Annotated in this window: 24 protein-coding genes; 22 read left to right on the forward strand and 2 right to left on the reverse strand. The window is 66.5% G+C overall.

The genetic code is table 11. From position 1 onward, the window contains the following. The first annotated feature begins 53 nt into the window (after positions 1-53). From ACX3PH_RS05740 to ACX3PH_RS05835, 20 genes are all read left to right on the forward strand, one after another. Complete coding sequence (locus tag ACX3PH_RS05740) at positions 54-344, forward strand: type VII secretion target (protein WP_459090327.1); 291 nt, start codon at positions 54-56, stop codon at positions 342-344. Then, positions 344-1,594 carry a hypothetical protein gene (locus ACX3PH_RS05745; protein WP_459090329.1) on the forward strand — a complete coding sequence of 417 codons (1,251 nt, stop codon included), beginning with the start codon at positions 344-346 and terminating at the stop codon, positions 1,592-1,594. The genes ACX3PH_RS05740 and ACX3PH_RS05745 overlap by 1 nt, the downstream gene beginning before the upstream one ends. A gap of 101 nt (positions 1,595-1,695) precedes the next feature. Beyond that, positions 1,696-2,577 (forward strand): hypothetical protein, encoded by an 882-nt coding sequence (locus tag ACX3PH_RS05750; RefSeq protein WP_459090331.1) that lies wholly within the window; start codon positions 1,696-1,698, stop codon positions 2,575-2,577. A gap of 19 nt (positions 2,578-2,596) precedes the next feature. Continuing rightward, a complete protein-coding gene (locus tag ACX3PH_RS05755; RefSeq protein ID WP_459090333.1) occupies positions 2,597-3,196 on the forward strand; it encodes a hypothetical protein in 600 nt (199 codons plus the stop codon). Continuing rightward, positions 3,193-3,765 carry a hypothetical protein gene (locus tag ACX3PH_RS05760; RefSeq protein ID WP_459090335.1) on the forward strand — a complete coding sequence of 191 codons (573 nt, stop codon included), beginning with the start codon at positions 3,193-3,195 and terminating at the stop codon, positions 3,763-3,765. The genes ACX3PH_RS05755 and ACX3PH_RS05760 overlap by 4 nt, the downstream gene beginning before the upstream one ends. A gap of 109 nt (positions 3,766-3,874) precedes the next feature. After that, positions 3,875-4,171, forward strand: a complete 297-nt coding sequence (locus ACX3PH_RS05765) for a WXG100 family type VII secretion target (RefSeq protein ID WP_459090337.1) — start codon at positions 3,875-3,877, stop codon at positions 4,169-4,171. Positions 4,172-4,243: 72 nt separating this feature from the next. Next, a complete protein-coding gene (locus tag ACX3PH_RS05770) occupies positions 4,244-4,546 on the forward strand; it encodes a hypothetical protein (RefSeq protein WP_459090339.1) in 303 nt (100 codons plus the stop codon). Next, complete coding sequence (locus ACX3PH_RS05775; protein ID WP_459090341.1) at positions 4,536-6,122, forward strand: hypothetical protein; 1,587 nt, start codon at positions 4,536-4,538, stop codon at positions 6,120-6,122. The genes ACX3PH_RS05770 and ACX3PH_RS05775 overlap by 11 nt, the downstream gene beginning before the upstream one ends. Positions 6,123-6,124: 2 nt before the next feature. Then, the gene (locus ACX3PH_RS05780) at positions 6,125-6,619 is read left to right on the forward strand and encodes a hypothetical protein (RefSeq protein ID WP_459090342.1); all 495 of its coding nucleotides are present in this window, start codon (positions 6,125-6,127) and stop codon (positions 6,617-6,619) included. Next, positions 6,609-7,283: a hypothetical protein gene (locus ACX3PH_RS05785; RefSeq protein ID WP_459090343.1), complete on the forward strand. Its 675-nt coding sequence runs from the start codon at positions 6,609-6,611 to the stop codon at positions 7,281-7,283. Before ACX3PH_RS05780 ends, ACX3PH_RS05785 begins: the two co-directional genes overlap by 11 nt. Next, positions 7,270-7,929, forward strand: a complete 660-nt coding sequence (locus tag ACX3PH_RS05790; RefSeq protein WP_459090345.1) for an FHA domain-containing protein — start codon at positions 7,270-7,272, stop codon at positions 7,927-7,929. Before ACX3PH_RS05785 ends, ACX3PH_RS05790 begins: the two co-directional genes overlap by 14 nt. A 164-nt stretch (positions 7,930-8,093) precedes the next feature. Beyond that, positions 8,094-8,354, forward strand: coding sequence for a hypothetical protein (locus ACX3PH_RS05795; protein ID WP_459090347.1), 261 nt, complete (start codon positions 8,094-8,096; stop codon positions 8,352-8,354). A 46-nt stretch (positions 8,355-8,400) separates the two neighbouring features. Beyond that, positions 8,401-9,906 carry a 3-isopropylmalate dehydratase large subunit gene (gene leuC / locus ACX3PH_RS05800; protein ID WP_459090349.1) on the forward strand — a complete coding sequence of 502 codons (1,506 nt, stop codon included), beginning with the start codon at positions 8,401-8,403 and terminating at the stop codon, positions 9,904-9,906. Beyond that, positions 9,906-10,502, forward strand: coding sequence for a 3-isopropylmalate dehydratase small subunit (gene leuD / locus ACX3PH_RS05805; RefSeq protein WP_459090351.1), 597 nt, complete (start codon positions 9,906-9,908; stop codon positions 10,500-10,502). The genes leuC and leuD overlap by 1 nt, the downstream gene beginning before the upstream one ends. 12 nt (positions 10,503-10,514) lie before the next feature. Next, on the forward strand, positions 10,515-11,885 hold the full coding sequence (murA, locus tag ACX3PH_RS05810; protein ID WP_459090353.1) for a UDP-N-acetylglucosamine 1-carboxyvinyltransferase: 1,371 nt from the start codon (positions 10,515-10,517) through the stop codon (positions 11,883-11,885). Between the two features lie 5 nt (positions 11,886-11,890). Next, entirely contained in the window at positions 11,891-12,670 is a 780-nt protein-coding gene (locus tag ACX3PH_RS05815; RefSeq protein WP_459090355.1) for a lysophospholipid acyltransferase family protein, read from the forward strand. Beyond that, on the forward strand, positions 12,670-13,707 hold the full coding sequence (locus ACX3PH_RS05820; protein WP_459091434.1) for an NAD(P)H-dependent glycerol-3-phosphate dehydrogenase: 1,038 nt from the start codon (positions 12,670-12,672) through the stop codon (positions 13,705-13,707). The genes ACX3PH_RS05815 and ACX3PH_RS05820 overlap by 1 nt, the downstream gene beginning before the upstream one ends. A gap of 97 nt (positions 13,708-13,804) precedes the next feature. Continuing rightward, complete coding sequence (locus ACX3PH_RS05825) at positions 13,805-14,542, forward strand: alpha/beta fold hydrolase (protein WP_459090357.1); 738 nt, start codon at positions 13,805-13,807, stop codon at positions 14,540-14,542. Continuing rightward, positions 14,539-16,107 (forward strand): Mur ligase family protein, encoded by a 1,569-nt coding sequence (locus ACX3PH_RS05830; RefSeq protein WP_459090359.1) that lies wholly within the window; start codon positions 14,539-14,541, stop codon positions 16,105-16,107. Before ACX3PH_RS05825 ends, ACX3PH_RS05830 begins: the two co-directional genes overlap by 4 nt. An 81-nt stretch (positions 16,108-16,188) precedes the next feature. After that, on the forward strand, positions 16,189-17,331 hold the full coding sequence (locus ACX3PH_RS05835; protein WP_459090361.1) for a D-alanine--D-alanine ligase family protein: 1,143 nt from the start codon (positions 16,189-16,191) through the stop codon (positions 17,329-17,331). Here the strand turns inward: ACX3PH_RS05835 and ACX3PH_RS05840 are convergent, their stop codons facing one another. Next, entirely contained in the window at positions 17,332-17,817 is a 486-nt protein-coding gene (locus ACX3PH_RS05840) for a DUF3515 domain-containing protein (protein WP_459090363.1), read from the reverse strand. Positions 17,818-17,840: 23 nt separating this feature from the next. On the opposite strand from ACX3PH_RS05840, the gene thiL reads away from it, so the two are divergent. Continuing rightward, positions 17,841-18,809 (forward strand): thiamine-phosphate kinase, encoded by a 969-nt coding sequence (gene thiL / locus ACX3PH_RS05845; RefSeq protein ID WP_459090365.1) that lies wholly within the window; start codon positions 17,841-17,843, stop codon positions 18,807-18,809. Between the two features lie 81 nt (positions 18,810-18,890). On the opposite strand, the gene rsmD is transcribed toward thiL, so the two are convergent. Further along, positions 18,891-19,463: a 16S rRNA (guanine(966)-N(2))-methyltransferase RsmD gene (rsmD, locus tag ACX3PH_RS05850; RefSeq protein WP_459090367.1), complete on the reverse strand. Its 573-nt coding sequence runs from the start codon at positions 19,461-19,463 to the stop codon at positions 18,891-18,893. Between the two features lie 197 nt (positions 19,464-19,660). Between rsmD and ACX3PH_RS05855 the strand changes: the two genes are divergently transcribed. Further along, positions 19,661-21,850 (forward strand): ATP-dependent DNA helicase RecG, encoded by a 2,190-nt coding sequence (locus ACX3PH_RS05855; protein WP_459090369.1) that lies wholly within the window; start codon positions 19,661-19,663, stop codon positions 21,848-21,850. Positions 21,851-21,855: the final 5 nt, after the last annotated feature.

The following is a 21,855-nucleotide window of genomic DNA, read 5'->3' on the forward strand; positions in this document are numbered from 1 at the left end:
CGGCGCGCTGTCTACTACTGTCGTACTGGCACTGTTGAGAGGGGCACACGATCGTGGCTGAGCAGCTGATTGTCGACACTGAGTTCCTGCGCGATACGGCGGCTCACATTGCGACGGTGAAGTCGGAGTTCGAGAATGCGAACGGCAACAGCGAGGATGTGGCGACCGCGGTCGGGCACGCCGGGCTCGCCGAGCGGGTGCGTGGGTTCGCGAGCAATTGGGACCACCGGCGCAGCGAGCTGGTCGAGCAGCTCACCACCGTGCACGACAACCTGGTGAACGCGGCAGACGGCTTTGAGGCCACGGACACGGAGCTGGCTGTGGCGATTGAGGGAGACCAGTAATGCGGCCGGATGATTGGGCACCGATCGGCCACGATCACGACCCAGTGCCGGGCAACGCTTCCGTCGTCAGTTCTGCCGCCACCGACTATGCGAATGTCGCCACCGCGATTGAGGAGGCGGCGAGCAACCTTCGTGCGCTCGCCTGCCTCGACGAGTCGGTGAGTGAGGCGGTGGCGGCCATCATGGAGCAGGCGGATGAAGTCGCCGGTCGCATCGAGAGGGCACACGAACGCTACTTCGGCGTGGCGGAGGCCTTGAGCGCCTATGCAGTGCCGTTCGCTGAGGCCCAGCGATGGTCCGTCGACGCCCTCGACGCGGCGATCGCGGCGAATTCGGCTGTCGCAACAGCACAGGACACGGCGGACCTGTACCAGGCCAAGCTCCGGGAAGACGACCTGTCGCCGACGCTCGAGGCGTACTACCAGCAGAAGTTTGAAACGGCGTCGGCCAGCGTGCGCACCAACGGTGGCTCGCTTGAGCAGGCGGTCGCGCTGCTTCAGTCAGCCATCACCCACCGTGACACTGCCGCGACCACGGCCATCGGGGCCATTTCGGACGTGGAGAACAGCGGTGACCTGAACGACAGCTGGTGGGACAACACAGTCCAGTTCATCAACGAGCACAAGGACATCATCGACAGGATCGTCGAAATCGTCGGCTGGATCGCGACGGCCGCAATGGTGATCGCCCTGTTCATTCCCGGCCTGAACGCGATCGTGGGAGTGATCCTCCTCGTCGCCACCATCATCCAGGTGGCCAACGCGATCGTGCAGGGCCTGGCAGGCACGATGTCGCCGTCCGAGGCCATCTTCACTGTCGCGCTGGCCGCCCTGACGTTTGTCGGCGGGAAGGTGGCCACGACGATGGCTGCCAACGCGACCCGCACCACGGTCGCGACATCGGTGCGTACCAGCTATGCCGGAAGTGGCATCGCCGGGATGACTCAGCAGCGTGCCCTGGGTCTCGTGGACACGGCAGGGGCGTTCGGTGATGTGCGCAACCTGTCACTCATGAGGCAGCTGCAGAACATCGGTACCGATTACCGGGTGATCGCACAACTCGATTCCATGGCGAATGTGCAACTTCTCTCCGGCAGCCACGCCACCGGCGCGGCCACCGCCCTGAACCGGCTGTCCGCCTATAACGCCAGTTCAACGGCCGGAGGAATCGCGATCGAGCTCGGGCAAGTGGGCGACAGGGTCGGGTCGTTGACGGGGGACTCCACCTGGAGGCTGGGCAGCAACTGGTGAGGAAATTGTGGCGAACGTTCGATCGGCGCGGGCGAACTTGGCTGGTCCTTGCGATTGCTCTGAGCGCGCTGGTTGTGCCCGCAGCTGGTTACGGGATTGTCATGTTGATTTTGTCATTGTGGCAAGGCATTGTGCGCGCGGGTGCCTGGCCGGCGGAACAGATTGCGGCGTGCTCGTCCGACATTGGATGCGCGCTGTCGGCGATTCTCACTGAGGGTGCCCCAGTGTGGCTCGGGTTCCTGTGGCTGGTGGCGATCGTGACTGTACTGGTGTTCGGCGTGCGCCTGCCGCAGGTGCCCGGCACTCCGAAGAGCGTCGCCAGGAAACTTGCCGCACAGAGGACCCGGGAGGGCCAGCGGATCGGCCGCGCCGTCGGGTGGGTATTGGTGGCGTCTTTATTCGGATTCATACTGGTGCTCGCCCTGGTCCCGATCGGGGCCGGCGTTGTCGCGTCGGCGACGTGGTCGAAAGAGCGGCGTGACGCATGCTCCGCCGACCCGATGTGCGTCATTTCGACGATCCCGGGGAACGCGCTGCCGGCGTGGATTGCGCTCATCTGGATCGCGATCATCGCCGCCGCTCTGGTGATCTGCTGGAAGCCGTCTCGGTGGTGGCTGCCGGATGCGGAGGCTCGCCGGCACGTCAAGGTTCGAACGTATACCTCGCCGGATTGGATCGTGAGGCATTCGCTGGTTGCTGCGCTGATTTCCGTGGGCTGCCTGTTCGGCATCTTCAAGCGCGGTAACGACGTGTACTCCCTCGACTACATTTGGGCGATCCTGGCAGCGCTCACCGTGGGAGCAGCGGCCTCGGTCTGCAAGCGCAAGTACGGCATGAGAACACCGCTCGACGTCAAGCTGTCGCTGATGCTGACGGCCAGCGCACTTTCCGGCGTTGGCGACCGGCGATGGGGGACCCTGCAGCGCCAACTGCACCCGCGCCCGGCCAAGAAAAACACGAAGCGGGATGCCGATGACGCCTGAGCACACGGCGCAGACACGCATGTCTGTACTGCTTCCCCAGGGGTGGGTGGCGCTGCATCTCGATGACCGCGCCACGGACGAGGTGAGGCGCATTGTCACCCAGGTGATGGCATCCGTCGCCGCCGACAAGCGAGACCTGGCACGGCCACGGCTGCGTTCGATGCTGCAGAACCTGGTCGACCAGTCTCGCGAGGCGGGCGTGTGGGAGGTCTGGGTGCCCATCGCGGCAACCGCGGGTATCCACATCCCTGCGTCGATCGCTGTGGCGCCGCTCCCGCGCCAGCTGTCCGGAGCGCTGTCGGTGCAAGACACCTTGTTGTCGATGTCGGCGGCGACGACGGGCGCCCGCGCCACGACGGTGGGTGGGGCGCTGGCGGTTCGCACGGTGGCCGACCGGCCGCTGCAGCGTGATGACGCCGGCGAGGTGACCGCGCCCGCCGCGCGGATCGTGAACTACATCGTCAGCCCTACGACCGGGCGCCGGCAGTGGATCACCTTCACGGCAAGCCTGTTCGTGCCAGACACCGAAGATTCCGCCCAGATCGTCGAGGCGCTCGAGTTCCTGTTCGATGCCCTCATGGCGAGCGTGTCGTTCCCCGGCGAGGAGGCCCCAGAATGAGCGTTTTCGTGCGCTACCCGGACGACTGGATCGGCGTGCCCCCGTTTGGTGAGGGTGAGGTGTTCCAGACGGCTCCCGAATGGGCGGATGCGCTGGTTGCCGAACTCGCGGACGTCACGGCAATGCGCCTCACCGATGACGAGACCGCCGCGCTCGCCGGGTCGCTGGCGCTGGTAGGCGGGGAGGTCGAGACGCGCGGCGCCCAGAGTTGTTACGTCTACCTGGAATCCCTTCGCGGACCGATCCACATCGTCGATGGGCGGATGATCGCCCGCGGCGAAGTGGGCGACGCGCCGGTCGAAGAGGTGGCCGGCATCCGTGAGCCAGATCTCGTGCGCGAGCCGACCGTCACCGAGGTGGTCACCGATTCCGGCCTGGCCGGCGTGCTGTGCGTTCGCCACGCTCCGTTCGACGACGATGCGCGCCAGGTGATGACGCTGCGCGGCTCCTACGCCTTCGAGGTGGACGGTGGCTTCTTCCTGCTGAGCACAGCCACCACCGACCTGGCCGGTTTCGAACGGTTCCGACCGCGCTTCGCCGAGCTGGCGGCATCCGTTTCCCAGGACTGAGTGGCGCATGGGTAGTGGTACCCATGTGAGACATCCCCGCGAACCGATACTGTCTTTGTGGGGCTCGGGTCGACCGGACCCACCGACCACCTGATACTGAGGAGCAACCATGGCCAACATGAACGTGACCTATTCGGAGATGACGGATGCCGCCGGCCGCCTGATCTCGGGCAAAGACGACCTGATCACGAAGCTGACCGAGCTGCAGACGCTCGTGAACGGTCTCGTAGAAAGCGGCTTCGTCACCGATTCCGCATCGGGCGCGTTCCAGGTCTCCTACGACGCCTTCACTCAGGGAACCACCCAGGCGGTCACCGGACTGGACGGCATGAGCCAGTTCCTCACCGCGGCGGCAGACGCCCTCTCCAACGTCGACACCGAGCTCGGCAACGCCATTCGCGGCTAAGGACAACTGTGGGCCACAGGCCCGAGCCGTGGCGGGTAACCCCGCCACGGCCTTTTCAGCAAGGAGGGGGCCGTGGCCGATCTGCGTCTCGACCTGGGCCTATTGCGTGAGGTGAGCGGCAATCTTGACCTGATCGCTGCCCAATTCGGCAACGCAGGCAGGGTCGGGGATGACGTCGCGATCGCCGTCGGTTCAATCGGTTCGCTGCAGTCCCAGGTGTACTCATTCGCCGGCAATTGGGACGACACCCGACGCGGCATCCAGGCGAACCTGACGTCCCTCTCGGAATCCCTGGAGATGATCAGCCAGACCTTCGAAGACCTGGACGCCCAACTCGCCACACATGCCGAGGCATTGGCTCCGAATGTACGGTGAGGTCCTCATCCGGGTCGAGGGTGATTCGGGTGTGGTCACGGCCAGGTCGGAGGAGTTCCTTGCTACTGCTGCGGCAATCCTCTCCGCGGCCTCTGAGCTGCTGGCAGTAACGAACAGCCAGGAGACCATCAGTGTCGCCGTCGACGAGGTGCGCAGCCTTGCCGAGCAGGTCCACGACGAGATTCTGCTCGCGCATTCCCGCTACCAGACGGCCGCGCTGGTGTTGAGCGATTTCGCCCCGGCGCTCGCAAGCGCCCAGCAGCGAGCGAACACCGCCTACGACGCCTACTACCCGCAGGCAAACGCTGCACGAGAGACGTACGACGACTTCCTTTACTACGCCGGCGAGGAGGCTGGGCGCGAGACAGCGCGGCGGCAGTGGCAACTGGCGGAGAACCGGGTGGCGACCACTCGCGAGGAGTATTACGCGGCGGTGGCCGACCTGCGGAATGCTTCGGACGCTGCCGCCGAACGCATCCGTGTCGTCGTGGACCAGAGCGACCTGAACGACTCCCTCTGGGTCAACATCGTGGGTGCAGGCGACCAGATCGGCCAGTGGTTCGCTGACATCTTCGGACCGATGATCGACGTACTGCTCGAGGTGCTTGCCAGGGTGGTTCAGGTGCTTGCGCTGGTCGTTGCCGTTGTGCTGCTGCTGGCTGTGGTGCTCGTGGTCGGCCTCGACGCTCTCGCATACCTGATGACGGGTGATGAGGGATTCAAGAACGAGGCGATAGGGCTGTTGGTTGCCGCGCTCTCCCCGATGCTGTTGTCGGCCTGGCTGACTGGGCGGGAGACACCGACGGTGGAGTTGAAAGACCGGCTCGCTGCAGGAATCCGTGTGCCAGGCGGGGGTCGCGACGACCTTTTCGGTTCCGCAGTCGAAGATCAGCGTGCCATCGACAGTGCAGGCGACCCGGGTGTCCTGGGCGCGGATAGCGCAGTGATCCAGGTGACCACGGTTGTCGGCGAGGACGGCATCACCAGGTACCGCGTGCAGATTCCGAGCACGCAGCAGTGGTTCTCGGCCGGCGGAAGTGCTCCGAACGACCTGGACGGCAACCTGTGGGCCAAGTTCTATCCCGACCAGCGGTCGGAGCTGGAGAAGGCAGTGGAGTTGGCGCTTCTCGAGGCCGGCTACATTCCCGGCTCGGGTAGCGACGTGATGCTGTCCGGGTTCAGCCAGGGAGGAATCGCAGCAGCGAACCTTGCTGCCGACCCCGCATTCACCAGCCGGTTCGACGTGACCACGGTGTTCACGGTCGGTTCGCCGATCGGCGATGTCCCGATCCCCGATAGTGTCTCAGTCATGGCCATCGAGCACACGGCGGATGTCGTGCCACACCTCGATTTCTTCGCCGACAACCCGACGCGTGACAACTGGATGACCATCTCGACTACACCGGCTGACCCGAATCCTGATGCTCATGGACACAACACCGTGGACTACGCGGCATCAGCTGTCCGCGAGATAGACAGGTCCACCGACCCGCAGGTGGTTGCGTTCCGTGAGCGTCAGCAGCAGTTCTTCTACGGAACTGAGACTGTGGAACGATTCGAGGCTCGAAGGGGATGAGTGTGGTTGATCGTTCGGTGAGGCGGGCGCTTGCGGCTGGGGTGGTGCTGGCCGTGTTGGTGCCGGCTTTGGTCGGGTGTAGTGCGGGTGAAACTGACATTGAGGCGCGGTTGTCTGAGTTGCCCGGGGTGTCTGGTGCGTTCGTGTGGACGACCACCAGTGGGCTCCCGACGAACCGGGGGTATGCGATCCGGTTGTATGTGGCGCAGGAGCCGGGGGATGACTTGACCGGGCTGGTCGATGATGCGCTGCGCGCGACCTGGGAGTATGCGGCGTTCAAGCCGACGAACGGCATCTCGATCGAGGTGTCGGAGGGGGAGCGGCCAGCCGAACCGGAACGACTTCAGACCTTGAATAACAGCGTTGAGATCGGTGACGCCGTGACAGGGCTCTCCTGGGGCGAGGGGTATGTGGGGGAGGGAACCGCCGGATTGAGCGCGTCAGTTTCACGCCACGCATTGGAGATCCGGTACGGCGAGTGGTCAGATGACCGCTGACGCGTCACACGCGCCACGGCCGGCGTTCACGTTCAGCGGTATTTGGTCTCGTATCCCGGTGACCGACGACGCTGCCACCGCGAAAGCGGTGCGGGCTTTGGTGCGGGACCTGGTGGGTTCCGACGATTCGCGGGCCACGGAGCGGGAGCGCCTTAGGCGTGAGCTGCTCGATTCTGTCGGAGAGGCGAGGCGGTTGGGGGCAACCGAGGTGTACCTGGCCGAGCAGGTGGCCGACGGCATCCCGGTGTCGGCGATGCTGTCCGTGCACAGCGCGACGCCGCGACTGAGTGTCGCGGTCGGAACCAACGCATCCGCTGTCATGGATGCGTTTGTGGATGGCCTGCGGCGCTCCGGGAACGAGCCTTCAGTGGCCGAGCGTTTCGCGGTCGGCGAGAGTCAGGTTCTCCGCACGACTGAGACGGTGGAGACCAAGCAGGGCCAGTCGCTGGCGGTGCGATTCTGGGTGACGGTACCGTCGACGAAAACCGTGCTTCCGCTGACGTTCGCGACCCCGTTCGAGCAACTGGCCGAGCCGTTGGTCCCCCTGTTCACGGCCATCGTCAGCACACTGCAGTGGCTTCCCGCTGAGTCGAGCAACCGCGATCACTGCGATAGCATGGCACCCCTATGGCCCGGGGGAGGATACGCGAGTGAGCACGAGTGACGACAACCCGTTTCTGATCCCACCCCCGCCTCCCGGAATTGCGCCGGTGCAGCGAGCTGCCGGGGCGCAGGAGCCGGATCCGGTCGACCCCGCCAGCCTGATCACGCTTCCGCCGGGGATCGTCGATTCCGGAACCTACCGGATGCCGTCGACACGGGCCCCGAAGCCGAGCACCCTCGATGACGCGCCGGCGTTCTTCCCGGTAGGGGCGCCCGGGCTTCCGGTGCCCACCCTGGCCGAGCAGGTGGCACCGGCCCCAGAGGTGCCGACGGTCGATGACGCGACTCGCGCATCCGTCGGTCGCCGGAGCGCACCGGCGTGGCGACTCACCCTCCCAGACGGCCAGCAGGCGCTGGTGGAGAAGACGACGCTCGTCGGTCGTGACCCAGCGCACAGCCCACAGTGGCACCAAGCGCTCCTGCTGCCCATCGCTGACACGGGCAAAACCGTCTCGAAAACGCATGCGGCGCTCGAGTTGACTGCCAGTGGGCAACTCGTCGTGCACGACCTCAACTCGACGAATGGCGTGTTCCTCGAATACGCGGGTGGCAACGGAGCCGTCGTTGAGCCTGGAACGCCCGCACTGGTCGAACACGGCGCCGAGTTGAGCTTCGGCGAGTTCACCGTGTCGGTCGAACGCAGCTGACGGAAGGCAGATCATCACCGGGCAAATTGTGGCGACAGTGGGGCAGGGCCGATGATTCGAACGGCTGCGACAGCCACATCCGCCATCGCCGTGATGGCGGTGCTGAGCGGATGCCTGGGAGGCGCTGTGAACCCGTCGATCGAGGTTGGCAACGCGCACCCGGCGTGGAGGAGCAACAGGGCAAGGAGCAGGACCCTGAAGGCCCGTATGGCCACATGCTGAAGAGCCCGGACGGCTACGGACTCACCGTGTCCCGTGGCAATGACACCGATGGAACGACCATTGTGCAACTATCGGTTTTCTCGAAATGCGTCGGCAACCCGACAGATAAACCGGACACCTGGGGCAAATTCGCTGGGGCGAACGGCACCACTTTGCGCAGCTCAGCGTTCCTGTCGCGCCCCGAAGTAGACTGTTCAGATTGAGTCGCCGACGTTTCGGCTGCTTGATTCGTGGAGAAAGGCGGGCCCCATGGGCAGGACACTGGCTGAGAAAGTTTGGGACGACCATTTGGTCGTCAAAGGTGCTGACGGCACTCCCGACCTCATCTACATCGACCTTCACCTCCTTCACGAGGTGACGAGCCCGCAAGCGTTCGACGGGCTGCGGATGGCCGGACGACCGCTGCGCCGCCCCGACCTGACGATCGCGACGGAAGACCACAACACCCCGACGCTGAACATCGACAAGCAGATCGAGGATGTCACCAGTCGCACCCAGATTGAGACCCTCCGCAAGAACTGCGCAGAGTTCGGCGTGCGACTGCACCCGCTCGGCGACGTCGAACAGGGCATCGTCCACGTGGTTGGGCCCCAGCTCGGGCTGACCATGCCAGGCATCACCGTTGTCTGCGGTGACAGCCACACCTCGACGCACGGCGCGTTCGGGGCGATGGCGTTCGGCATCGGCACCAGCGAGGTCGAGCACGTCATGGCCACGCAGACGCTGCCGCTCAAGCCGTTCAAGACGATGGCGATCACCGTCGAGGGCGAGCTTCGTCCCGGGGTGACGGCCAAGGACGTCATTCTTGCGATCATCGCCAAGATCGGCACCGGCGGCGGCCAGGGTTACGTGCTCGAATACCGCGGAAGCGCCATCCGCGCCCTCTCGATGGAGGGGCGGATGACCATCTGCAACATGTCGATCGAGGCCGGTGCCCGCGCCGGCATGGTCGCCCCGGACCAGACCACCTTCGACTATCTCGAGGGTCGTCCGCATGCGCCTCAGGGTGCCGACTGGGATGCCGCTCTCGAGTACTGGAAGACGCTCCCGACCGATGACGACGCCGTGTTCGACGCCGAGGTCTACCTCGACGCAGGTGAGCTCGAGCCATTCGTCACCTGGGGCACCAACCCCGGCCAGGGCGTGCTGCTGTCCGACTCGATCCCCGACCCGGAGAGTTTCGAAGACCCCAATGAGCGGGCATCCGCCAAGCGCGCGCTCGAGTACATGGACCTGAAGCCCGGTACGCCGATGAAGGAGATCCCGGTCGACGCCGTGTTCATGGGCTCCTGCACCAACTCCCGCATCGAAGACCTGCGCGCATTCGCCTCCATCGTGAAGGGCCAGAAGAAGGCCGACCACGTTCGTGTGATGGTCGTTCCCGGTTCAGCCCGGGTGCGGCTGGAGGCCGAAGCCGAGGGCCTCGACAAGGTCTTCATCGACTTCGGCGCAGAGTGGCGGTTCGCCGGATGCTCCATGTGCCTGGGCATGAACCCCGACCAGCTGGCGCCGGGCGAGCGTTGCGCATCCACCTCCAACCGCAACTTCGAAGGCCGGCAGGGCAAGGGCGGGCGAACCCACCTGGTGTCGCCTCTCGTCGCTGCAGCGACCGCCATCCGTGGCACGCTGTCCAGCCCGTGGGACATCGCCGCCGACAACGACCTGGGTGGTGGCGGTCGGCACAGTGACACGCCGAACCAGGCCACCGCAGATGCCGAAGCGGATGCTGCGGCCCAGATGGGAGCGAACGCGTAATGGACAAGATCACCACCATCACCGGTGTTGCCGTGCCGCTGAAGCGGTCGAACGTCGACACCGACCAGATCATCCCGGCCGTGTTCCTCAAGCGAGTCACCAAGACCGGCTTCGACGACGCCCTCTTCTACGCCTGGCGCCAGGACCCGGAGTTCGTTCTCAACAAGCCGGAGTTCCAGAACCCGCGCGTGCTGATCGCCGGCTCCGACTTCGGTACCGGCTCCAGCCGCGAGCACGCTGTCTGGGCGCTGCGCGACTACGGGTTCGCCGCCGTGCTCAGCCCCCGCTTCGGCGACATCTTCCGAGGCAACTCCGGCAAGCAGGGCCTGCTGGCCGCGCAGATCACCGAAGAAGACGCGCAAGCCTTCTGGGCCATCATCGAGGAGAGCCCGGGGATCGAGGCAACCGTCGACCTTCAGGCCAAGACGGCGACACTGGGCGACCTCACAGTCCCGTTCGAGATCGATGATTACACTAGGTGGCGGCTCCTCGAAGGTCTGGACGACATCGCCCTCACCCTGCGAGACGAAGCCCACATCACAGAATTCGAGAACGGCCGCGCGAGCTGGCTGCCCCTCACCCTCCCCGCTCGCTAACGACAGGCCACGATGAACTTTTCCCTGACAGAGGATGCACAGAAGGCCGGACTCCACGTCGGGCTGAGATCAGACGAGATCGTCATCAACGGCGGAACACCGCTGAACGGACGCATCACCGTCAGGGGTGCGAAGAACCTCGCAACCAAGGCGATGGTTGCAGCGCTGCTCGGCGAGACCCCGAGCCTGCTCAAAGACGTGCCCGAGATCAGCGACGTGAAGGTCGTGCGCGGACTGCTCGAGGTGTACGGCGTTCGCGTCATGAGCCCGAGCGTCGGCGAACTGCGCTTCGACACCAGCCGGGTTGAGACCGCCCATTTCGCCGAGATCGACGCCCACGCCGGCGCCAGCCGCATCCCCATCCTGTTCTGCGGCCCCCTGCTTCACCGGCTCGGCGAGGCACGCATCCCCGACCTTGGCGGATGCCGCATCGGCGACCGCCCGATCGACTTCCACCTCGACGCCCTCCGCGCGTTCGGTGCCGTCGTCGACAAGAGCCATGAGGGCATCCGCCTGACTGCGCCGAACGGGCTCACCGGCGCATCCATCACGCTGCCATACCCGAGCGTCGGGGCCACCGAGCAGGTGCTGCTGACCGCCGTCAAGGCGAAGGGCACCACCGAACTCACTAACGCGGCCATCGAACCTGAGATCATGGACCTCATCGCCATCCTCCAGAAGATGGGCGCCATCATCTCGGTCGAGCCGAACCGGGTCATCCTGATCGAGGGCGTCGACCGCCTCGAGGGCTATACGCACCGCGCGCTGTTCGACCGCAACGAGGTGGCCAGCTGGGCCGCGGCCGCATTGGTGACCCACGGCGACATCTTCGTCGAAGGCGCGCGTCAGGCCGAGTTGATGACCTTCCTCAACGTCTACCGCAAGGTGGGTGGGGCGTTCGATGTGCAGGAGGACGGCATCCGCTTCTGGCACCCGGGCGGTGACCTGAAGCCGGTGACCATCGAGACGGATGTCCACCCCGGCTTCATGACGGACTGGCAGCAGCCGCTGATGGTGGCGTTGACCCAGGCGCAGGGCACCTCGATCGTCCACGAAACCGTCTACGAGAACCGTTTCGGGTTCACCGAGGCGCTGCGCGAGATGGGCGCGAACATCGTGGTGCACCCGAACGGGCTGCCTGACCACCCCCGCCGTGTCGCCCGACGCGATTTCGAGCAGGCCGCCGTCATCGTCGGGCCTACCGCGCTCCACGGTTCCGACATCCGCGTCCCCGACCTGCGCGGAGGGTTCAGCCACCTCATCGCGGCGCTCAGCGCCGAAGGCCAGTCGAAGATCAGCAACGTCGGGATCATCAGCCGCGGTTACGAGCACATCATCGAGAAGCTCGCAACGCTCGGCGCCGACTTCGTCTACGAGGGGTAGACCGGGTGAAGGAAACCGACGGGGCAGTGTCGCCCCGCACGCCGCCACAGCGGCCTGCGAAGAGCGAGAAGACGCCCATCTTCCGGCTGCTGGCGTTCCTGGTGGTCCCATTCATGTCGGTCGTCGCGCGCTATCGCATTCAGGACGGCGACAAGCTTCCCACGAGCGGTGCCTTCATCCTGTCGCCCAACCACTACAGCGAGATCGACCCGCTCGTGGTCGGCGTCGTCATGTGGAAGCTGGGGCGGATGCCGCACTTCATGGCAAAAGCCTCCATCTTCAAGATCCCGGTGCTCGGGTACCTGGCGAAGATCTCCGGCCAGATCCCGGTCGAACGGTCGGGAGTCGCCAGGAACAACGACCCGCTCGCCGCAGCCACCCGCATCGCCGATCAGGGTCTCGCCGTGGTGATCTACCCGGAGGGGTCCCTCACCCGTGACCCCGACCTGTGGCCCATGCGCGGCAAGACCGGTGCCGTGCGGATGGCGCTGGAGGCGGACATCCCGTTGATCCCGCTGTCGCATTGGGGATCCCAGAAGGTGATGCCCCGCTACGGCAAGAAGATCAGCCTGTTCCCACGCAAGACCGTCCATGTGAAGATCGGCGACCCGGTCGACCTCTCCGAGTTCCGCGGGCGCCCGCTCGACTCCAGCACGCTGGCTGCCGCCACCAACAAGGTCATGGTGGCCATCACCGCGCTGACGGCCGACCTCCGCGGGGAGACACCACCGGCAGAGCCCTGGGACCCGGCGAAGAACAACCAGAAGGAGACCGGCCGCTTTTGATTGACACCAAACCGATCAGGGTCATCACCCCCGGCGCCCGCCGGGTTGCCGTTCTGGGTTCCGGGAGCTGGGGAACCACGTTCGCGAAGATCCTGGCCGACGGTGGCTCCGACGTCGCCCTGTGGGCGCGGCGCCCCGAGGTGGCCAAAGAGATCTCGGAGAGCAAGCGGAACAGCGACTACCTGCCCGGAGTCAACCTGCCGCGAAGCCTCTGGGCCAGCCACGTGATCGACGAGGTACTCGATGGCGCCCAGATGGTGTTCATCGCCGTCCCCAGCCAGACGCTGCGCGAGAACCTGCGCACCATTCGCCAGCTGATCCCTGCCGCATCTCCCGTCGTCAGCCTGATGAAAGGTGTCGAGAAGGGCAGCAAATTCCGGATGAGCGAGGTGATCAGCCAGGAACTGGAGATCTCCGCCGACCGGATTGCCGTGGCATCCGGCCCCAACCTGGCACTCGAGATCGCGCGGGAACAGCCCACCGCCGCCGTCGTGGCCTCCACCAGCCTGGACACGGCGACCGAAGTGGCCATCGCTGCCACCAACCCCTACTTCCGCGCATTCGTGAACACCGATGTCGTCGGCACCGAATTCGGCGGCGTGCTCAAGAACCTCATCGCGGTGGCGATCGGCATCGTCGACGGTGTCGGTTACGGCGAGAACACGAAGGCGTCGATCATCACCCGCGGGCTCGTCGAGATGACCGACTTCGCTGTCGCGTTCGGGGCGAAACCGGAAACACTGTCCGGACTGGCAGGCCTGGGCGACCTCATCGCCACCTGTGAGTCCTCGCTGTCGCGCAACAACACCGCCGGGCGGCTGCTCGGGCAGGGCTACAGCTTCTCCGAGGTCATCAAGCAGATGAACCAGACGGCGGAGGGGCTCGCATCCGTGACCCCTATTCTGGAGCTCGCACTCGAGAAAGGTGTCGTCATGCCGATCGTGTCGCAGGTCGCAGAAGTGCTCGCCGGCACCATGGACCCGCGTGACATCGCGCCGCACCTGACCACGGACTCCGACATCCCCCAGGGCGAGTAGCCCTCGCGAAAGTGCCCGTTCCGGAGGATAGTTACCGTTGCGCGGGGCACTATCCTCCGGAACGGGCACTATGCGGAGTGCACGGTACTCTAGCTAGGTGATCACGGCACTGGCGGATGGGCGGCTTCTGGCCGAGAAAACCGGGTCCATTCCACCGACGGTGATTGCCATGCACGGCTGGGGTCGCAGCGGACACGACTTCAGAGACATCGTCGAAGGGCTCGACTCACTTTCCATCCACCTCCCGGGTTTCGGCATCACCCCGGAGCCGTCAGAGGCCTGGGGGACCGACCGCTACGCGGAAGAGGTGGCGCATGCCTTGGGCGGCATGCCTCCGGTGATCCTGCTCGGGCACTCCTTCGGCGGGCGCGTTGCCGTGCGGTTGGCCGCGCAGCATCCGCACCTGGTTCGGGGGATCGTGTTGACCGGAGTTCCGCTGCTGAGGCTCACGCCGCCACCGAAGCCTTCCCTCGGCTACCGAGCCGTGCGGTTCCTGGCGAAGATCGGCCTCATCTCCCAGGCGCGACTCGAGGCCGAGAAGCAGCGCCGTGGCTCGCCGGACTACCGTGCGGCGAGCGGCGTGATGCGCGACGTGCTGGTGAAAGTCATGCGCGAGGACTACCGCGACGACCTGGCGAAGATCACCGTCCCGGTGCGCATGGTCTGGGGGGAGCACGACACGGCTGCGCCGACGGATGCCGGGCTCGCCGCGAGCAAACTGGTTGCCACCGCGACCTTCCGCTCTGTTCCCGGGGCCGCGCACCTGCTGGAGGGCGACCTGCCCGTGGCGGTCCGCGAAGATCTGCTGAAGCTGATCGAGGAGACGAACGCGTGAACTGGATCCTGGCCATCACCCTGCTGATCGCCGCCCTTGCGGCAGTCGCCGTCTCGCTCAAGTGGCTGCGGGTCGCCCAGCGGGAGCACTACATTGCCGGCTGGGTCGGCCGCATCGCAGCACTCTGGCTCGTCCGGATGCCAGCCAACCTGATCCTCGTTCCGGTTGCCCTGGCACTGATCGCGGTCGGTGTCTGGGCGAACACCGGGGTGAACGCCCCGATCCTCACCTACTTCGGCATCCCCGCCGCCATCATTGCCGCCGGATTCTTCCCGCTCGGCCTGGACATCCGCGGCACCAGTTCGCCGATGAACTGGACGCCCCGTGCCCGGAGGCTGCTCGTCGCCTACGCGGTGCTCCTGCTCGCAGCATCCGCTCTCCTCTGGTGGCTGGTGGGCGTTGTTGGCGTCGCTCTCGTGTTGTTGGCGGCTCCGCTTCTCATGGATCTCGCCCTCATCCCGATGAACGCCCTCGAGAAGGCGCTGTCCAACAAGTACCTGGTGAGCGCACGCAAGCGGCTGAACCAGGTGAAGCCCACCGTTGTCGCCATCACCGGCTCGTACGGGAAGACCTCGACCAAGGGGTATGTCGCACACCTGCTCGACGGTTCGTTCTCGGTCGTCGCCTCACCGGCCAGCTTCAACAACCTGATGGGCCTGTCGCGCGCGGTCAACGATCGGGTCATCCCTGGCACCGAGGTGTTCATCGCGGAGATGGGCGTCTACGGGCCGGGGGAGATCCGCGAGCTGAGCAAGAGCTTCCCGCCGGACGTAGCCGCCATCACCACGATCGGCGAGGCGCATCTCGCGCGCATGGGCAGCCGCGAGGTCATCGCCGCGGCCAAGGCCGAGATCACCGAGAAGGCGCGAATCGTCGTACTTCCGATCGACCAGCCGGAGCTGGCCGCCCTCGCCGATAAATGCCGAACAGAGGGCAAGACCGTGATCACTGTGTCGACCTCTCCGGGAGCCACGGCGGACGTCGTACTGGACGCCGCCTCCGGGCAGCTCACGATGAACGAGCCGGGCGGACCGGCGACGCTTCCGGTGACCGTGTCGAGCGTCGGGCACGCCGTGAACATCGCCGTCGCCGCCGGAATCGCCTTCGCGCTGAAGGTGCCGGCCGCGAGCATTGCGGGAAAGCTGGGCTCATTGCCCGGCGCACAGCACCGCGCTGAGATCCAGGAGACTGCGCAAGGCGTGATCGTCATCGACGACACCTACAACTCAAACCCGGTCGGTGCCGAGCGGGCACTCGAGGGCGCAGCCGCCCTCGCCGAAGAGCGTGGCGGGCAGCTGGTGGTCGTCACGCCCGGCATGGTGGAGCTGGGAAATATGCAGCGCCAGCGCAACGCCGAGTTCGCGGCATCCGTCACCGCTCACGGCGGACGCCTGCTGGCTGTCGGGCGAACCAACCGTGCGGCGCTGCGGTCCGGGGCGGAGCTTTCCGAGCATCCGGTGCTGGTCTATGACCGTCGCGACGTGGCCGTCAAGGCCGCTCTCGATCTCGCGGGCGAGCGAGGCGTTATCCTCTATGAGAACGACCTGCCTGACCACTACCCCTGATCCAGTCACCGACCGGGATGCGGATGCACCGGGCACGCAGGCAACCCAGGCCGTGGTGCGGGCCGAGTGCGATGGATGGTTATGAGCGACACCTGGGCCGTATTGTTCGGAGGACCCTCCCCGGAGCACGAGATCTCGATTCTCACCGGGCTGCAGTCTGAGCGGGTGCTGACCGCCGCGGGCGAGAGCGTGCTGCCGATCTACTGGGCGCCATCCGGCGGCTGGTACCTGGTTCCGTCGAAGAGCGAGGCGAAGGACTACCTCGAGGGCGTTCCGAAGAACTCGAAGCCGGTCGAGGTTCGCCTGGGCGACAACGCCGGCCTCTACGTGAAGAAGCGTTTCGGCGAGGACGCTCTGGAGCCGAGCGCCGTGCTGGTCTGCCTGCACGGCGGGCTGGGCGAGGGCGGAGGCGCGGCTGCCGTGTTCACCCTGCTGGGCATCCCGGCCACCGGGTCGAGCCTGTTCGCGGGTGCCGTCGGCATGGACAAGCTCGCGTTCGGCGGGCTCATGGGCACCGCAGGCATCCCGTCGTTGCCGCGCGAGCTGTTGTCGCCGCTGCGCGAACCGTCGTTCGCCGGGCCGTACATCGTCAAGCCGCGGTACGGCGGATCGTCGATCGGTATCGAGATAGTCGAAGATGTGGACACAGCGCGTGCCCTCGGCAAGTCGAGCGTGCACCTGCGTGGTGGGGCCGTCCTGGAGCCGTACCGGCCGGAGCTGGCCGATCTCAACATCTCATTCCGCACGCATCCGTCGCTGGAGATCACCCAGCTCGAGCGTCCGCTGCGTGACGAGGCGAAGGGTGGCCTGTACTCGTACGCCGAGAAGTACCTCGCCGGTTCGGCGGGGGCGGATGCCGGGCTCACCAGTGCGCCGCGTCAGTTTCCGGCGCACGTTGAGGAGGCGGTCGCCGCGCAGGCCACGGATCTCGCGGCGCGGGTTGCCGAGGTGACCGGGCTGACCGGCGTGGTTCGCGTCGACCTGCTGCTCGACGAGGCGACCGGCGAGCTGTTCGTGAACGAGGTCAACTCGATTCCGGGGGCGATGTCGCTGTACTTGTGGGCGCCGCAGGTATCCGCCGCTGAGGTGCTGAAGGACGCCCTCATCGAGGCGCGCGACGCTCGGCCGGCATTGCCAACCGCCGGATTCGGCTCAGGTGCTGCGTTGAAGGCCGCCGGCGGTATCGCCGGCAAACTGGTCGGGCTGGACGGACCCCGGGCCTAGTTACTCTTCGTTCTCCTCGAAGACGTCTTCCGCGGCCAGGCACTCCTTTGTGACGGGCAGGCTCCCTACGGCGTTCCCGAGTGCGCTGAGTGCGCTGCTGCTGGCGCGGTCACCGTCGATGACCACTTCCACGGCCGGGTCGCGCCCGTAGGAGATGAACTTGTAGACGGGCGCCTCGCTGCTGTCCCGCAGCCAGTCCACACCCTTCACGGTGAAGCAGGGGAGCGCCGACGGGCCGGGCACCTCGACGCCGCAGCGGAGGAAGATCGCCGCCGGGTCACCCCAGGCGCCGGTTGCCTGTGCATTGGTCTCCCGCTGGGCGAACTCATCGATGCCTTCCGGTAGCCGCACGATGATTTCGGCGCAATCGGGATTCGTGGCATCCGGTGCCGGCTCCAGCGGGACCATCTGCGAGCAGGCCCCGAGCAGGCTGACGGCGACTGTCGCAAGAGCGGTGATGGCCACCAGCTGGAACGGAGATCTCACCCATACAGGCTACCGTTTGAGGCATGACCGAAAGTGACACCCTCGCCTCGCTCGGCGAATCGGCGACCCTGGGCCGCATCTTCCCGCGGCTCCCGTCGGCCGACTGGCAGCTGCTCGGTCCTGGCGATGACTCCGCGGTGGTTGCCGCGCCGGACGGTCGCTTCGTCGTCACCACCGACATGATGATCCATGGCCCGGATTTTCGCCTGGCCTGGTCGAGGCCCCACGACCTCGGGTGGAAAGCGGCAGCATCCAACCTTGCCGACATTGCCGCAATGGGGGCGGTGCCGACCGCCCTGGTGGTCGCGATCGCCGCGCCGGCCGACTCGCCGATCGGACTCCTGGAGGGCATCGCCGACGGCCTTCGTGACGGATGCGCCGCTATGGCGCCCGGCTGCGGCGTCGTCGGCGGCGACCTCTCGGTGTCACCAACGCTGACCATCGCGGTGACGGCGTTCGGCGACCTCGGCGGCCGCGAACCGGTTCTTCGTTCGGGCGCTCAGCCCGGGGATCAGGTCGCGGTGTCCGGCCCCCTCGGCGCGGCGGCTGCTGCGCTGCAGCTGCTGTTCACCGAGGCGGTGGACGATTCAGGCGAACCGGATGCCCGGCGAGCCGCCGAGTTACGTGAGAGCACCGCTGCTCAACTCGCCCCTACCCCTCCCATCGGCGACGGGCTGCTGGCTGCGGTCGGGGGAGCGACCGCCATGCTCGACCTCAGCGACGGCCTGGCTATCGACGCCGGTCGACTGGCTCGCGCCAGCGGTGTCGGCGTCGACTTCGAGTCTGCACTCCTGGGGCCAGATGTTGCGCTGGCTCTCGGCGGCGGGGAGGACCATTCTCTGCTGGCGAGCTTCCCGGCATCCGCTGCCCTGCCGGGCGGGTTCCGACGCATTGGCGTGGTCTTCGCGGGGGAGGGCATCCGCGTCGACGGCGCCCCGGCGCCGACGTCGGGCTGGGATCCGTACCGCAACTGGAACGGCGCCCAAGGCTGAGCATCTGCAGGCCCAACCCGTCACCTGCGGACACGCTCGTATGCGGCGCGCGTACACGGGTGTCCGCACCTGACGGGTGAGCTACTCGGCGGTGGGGCTCAACCAGTAGAGGGTCGTGTCGCCGTAGTCCTTGCGCCGGTCGAGGGTGAGCCCGTCTGGCCAGGCGGGCACCGGCATCCGCGAGCTGCGTTCCAGTACGACGGTTGCCTCTGTTTCCAGACGCGGCACCAGTACCTCGAGGGCGTGCACCAACTCAGTGTTGCTGAGGTCGTATGGGGGGTCGAGGAAGACGATCTGCCAGGTCGACTCCGCGCCGGTGAGGAACGCGTGCACCGGCGACGAGCTGACCTCGATCGACAGGTCGCTGGAGCGGGGAGCGGCCTTCTTGATACGGGCCGCGTTCTTACGGGTGAATGGGACCGCCCCGTAATTGCGCTCGACCAGCGTGACCCGCCGAGCACCACGGCTGGCGGCCTCGAGTCCGAGCGCCCCAGAGCCGGCGTAGAGGTCGAGAACTCGCGCATCCTGGATCACGCCTCGCGCATCGAGCGCGGAGAAGATCGCTTCGCGCACCCGGTCGCTGGTCGGTCGGGTGCCGTTCGGCGGCACCGCCAGCGCGAGCGATCCCGCGAACCCGGAGATTATGCGTGTCATCGCCTCAACGCTACCGCCCAGTCGGCACCCCTGCGCTCAGTCCCAAATGAAGGAAAATCCGACGGTTCGTCACACGTCTATTGACGAGTAGGCCCATCGTCGCGGGAATCTCCTTCATTTGGGACAGCGGGAGGGGGCCGGGACGACGGGAGGGCGGATGCGCGGCGAGCGTGGGTGGCCGCCGGTACGGTTGAAGCGTGGAATCGCCGCTGGACGCCAAGCTGAGCTCGACGCTCGGCGGCCGCACCGCGACGGCCATGAAGAAGCACCTCGGCCTGGAGACTATCGGCGACCTGCTCAGCCATTACCCGCGGCGGTACGCCCTGCGCGGAGAGCTGACCGCCCTCAGCGAGTTGCCGTTCGACGAGAACGTCACGATCGTGGCCGAGGTGATCGAGGTCAGCCAGCGCTCGATGCAGGCCAAGCGTGGGTCGATTTTCGAGGCGAAGATCACTGACGGCAGGGGCATGCTCACCCTCACGTTTTTCAACCAGGCGTGGCGTAAAGACGAGCTGAAGCCGGGCGTGCGGGGCATCTTCGCCGGCAAGGTCGGCGAGTACCGAGGCGCCCGCCAGCTGACCCACCCCGACTACCAGCTGTTCGAACCGGATGCCGCCACCGACGTCGAGTCGGCCCGCGCCTGGGCGGAGCAGCCGATCCCGATCTACCCGGCCACGGCATCCGTCGCGTCCTGGAAGGTGCAACAGGCGATCGGTGTGGTGCTCGACACCCTGCCGAAGCTTGACGACCCGGTTCCGGATGCCATCCGCCAGGAACGCACGCTGATGGCCTATTCGCGCGCTGTCGAACTCATTCACCGGCCGAAGAAGGAGATCGAGTGGCGGGCGGCGCGCAAGGCGTTGCGCTTCCAGGAGGCGTTCGTGCTGCAGACCGCGCTGCTCGAGCAGCGGGTGGCATTGCGGGCACAGGCGGCGGTGCCCCGGGTGCCGAAGCCGGGCGGTTTCCTCGAGCGGTTTGACGCCCAGCTCAAGTTCACGCTGACCGGTGACCAGGCCCGAGTCGGTGAGGAGGTTGCTGCCGATCTGGCGGCGGAGTCCCCGATGAATCGCCTCTTGCAGGGCGAGGTGGGTTCCGGCAAGACGCTGGTCGCGCTGCGCGGTATGCTCGCGGTTGCCGATTCGGGCGGCCAGTCGGCGCTTCTCGCACCCACCGAGGTGCTCGCCGGGCAGCACCTGCGGTCGATCGTGCGCACCCTGGGCCCAGATCTTGCAGCCCAATTGCGTCCCTCGATCATCACCGGCCAGATGTCCACCGCCGATCGTAAGAAGGCCATGCTCGCGGCGATCTCCGGGTCGTCCCACATCGTGGTCGGCACGCACGCCCTGATGAGCGAGTCCGTCGGATTCTTCGACCTTGGCCTGGTGGTGGTCGACGAGCAGCACCGCTTCGGTGTCGAGCAACGGGAGGCACTGCGACGCAAGGGGTCGACCCCTCCGCACGTGCTGGTGCTGACCGCAACGCCCATCCCGCGCACGGTCGCCATGACGGTGTTCGGCGACTTGGACATCTCCACGATCGCCGAGCTGCCGTCAGGCCGCGTTCCGATCACATCGCACGTTGTCGCCTTGGCCGAGCATCCGGGCTGGGCGTCGCGCATCTGGGAGCGGATGGCTGAGGAGCTCGCGCAGGGCAGGCAGGCTTTCGTGGTGTGCCCGGCGATCGACAGCAACGACAAGTCCAAGGCGACGGAGGAGGAGGAGGAGGAGGAGGAGGAGGCGGATGAGCTTCCTGAGCTCGTCGAAGGCGCCGCGCCCCCCGAGAACGTCACCGACACCCTGGCGCGGCTTCGCGCGCTGCCGTCGCTGGCATCCGCCCGCATCGAGGCGCTGCACGGCCGGTTGCCGAGCGAGACGAAGGATGCCCTGATGCGTGCATTCGCGGCCGGCGACATCGACGTGCTGGTCGCGACGACGGTCATCGAGGTGGGCGTGGACGTGCCGAACGCCTCGACGATGGTCATCCTGGACGCCGACCGCTTCGGCGTCTCGCAACTCCACCAGCTGCGCGGGCGAGTCGGTCGGGGATCGGTGCCTGGTCTCTGCCTGATGGTGACACGTGCCGAGCCGGAAACCCTGGCGCGAGACCGGGTGGATGCCGTCGCCTCCACCCTGGACGGCTTCGAGCTGGCGCAGAAAGATCTCGAGCTGCGGCAGGAGGGCGATGTGCTGGGCAGCACGCAGTCTGGTGGGCGTTCCTCGTTGCGGCTGCTGCGGGTGGCGAAGGACGGAAAGCTCATCACTGAGGCTCGCGAACTGGCCCAGAGAGTGCTCGACGAGGACCCGATCCTGGCCGGGCACCCCGCCCTGCGGCACGCCATCGCGCGCAGGCTCGACGACGCCACGCGCGACTTCCTGGCGAAGAACTGACCGGT

This window comes from Homoserinimonas sp. A520 (assembly GCF_054489245.1).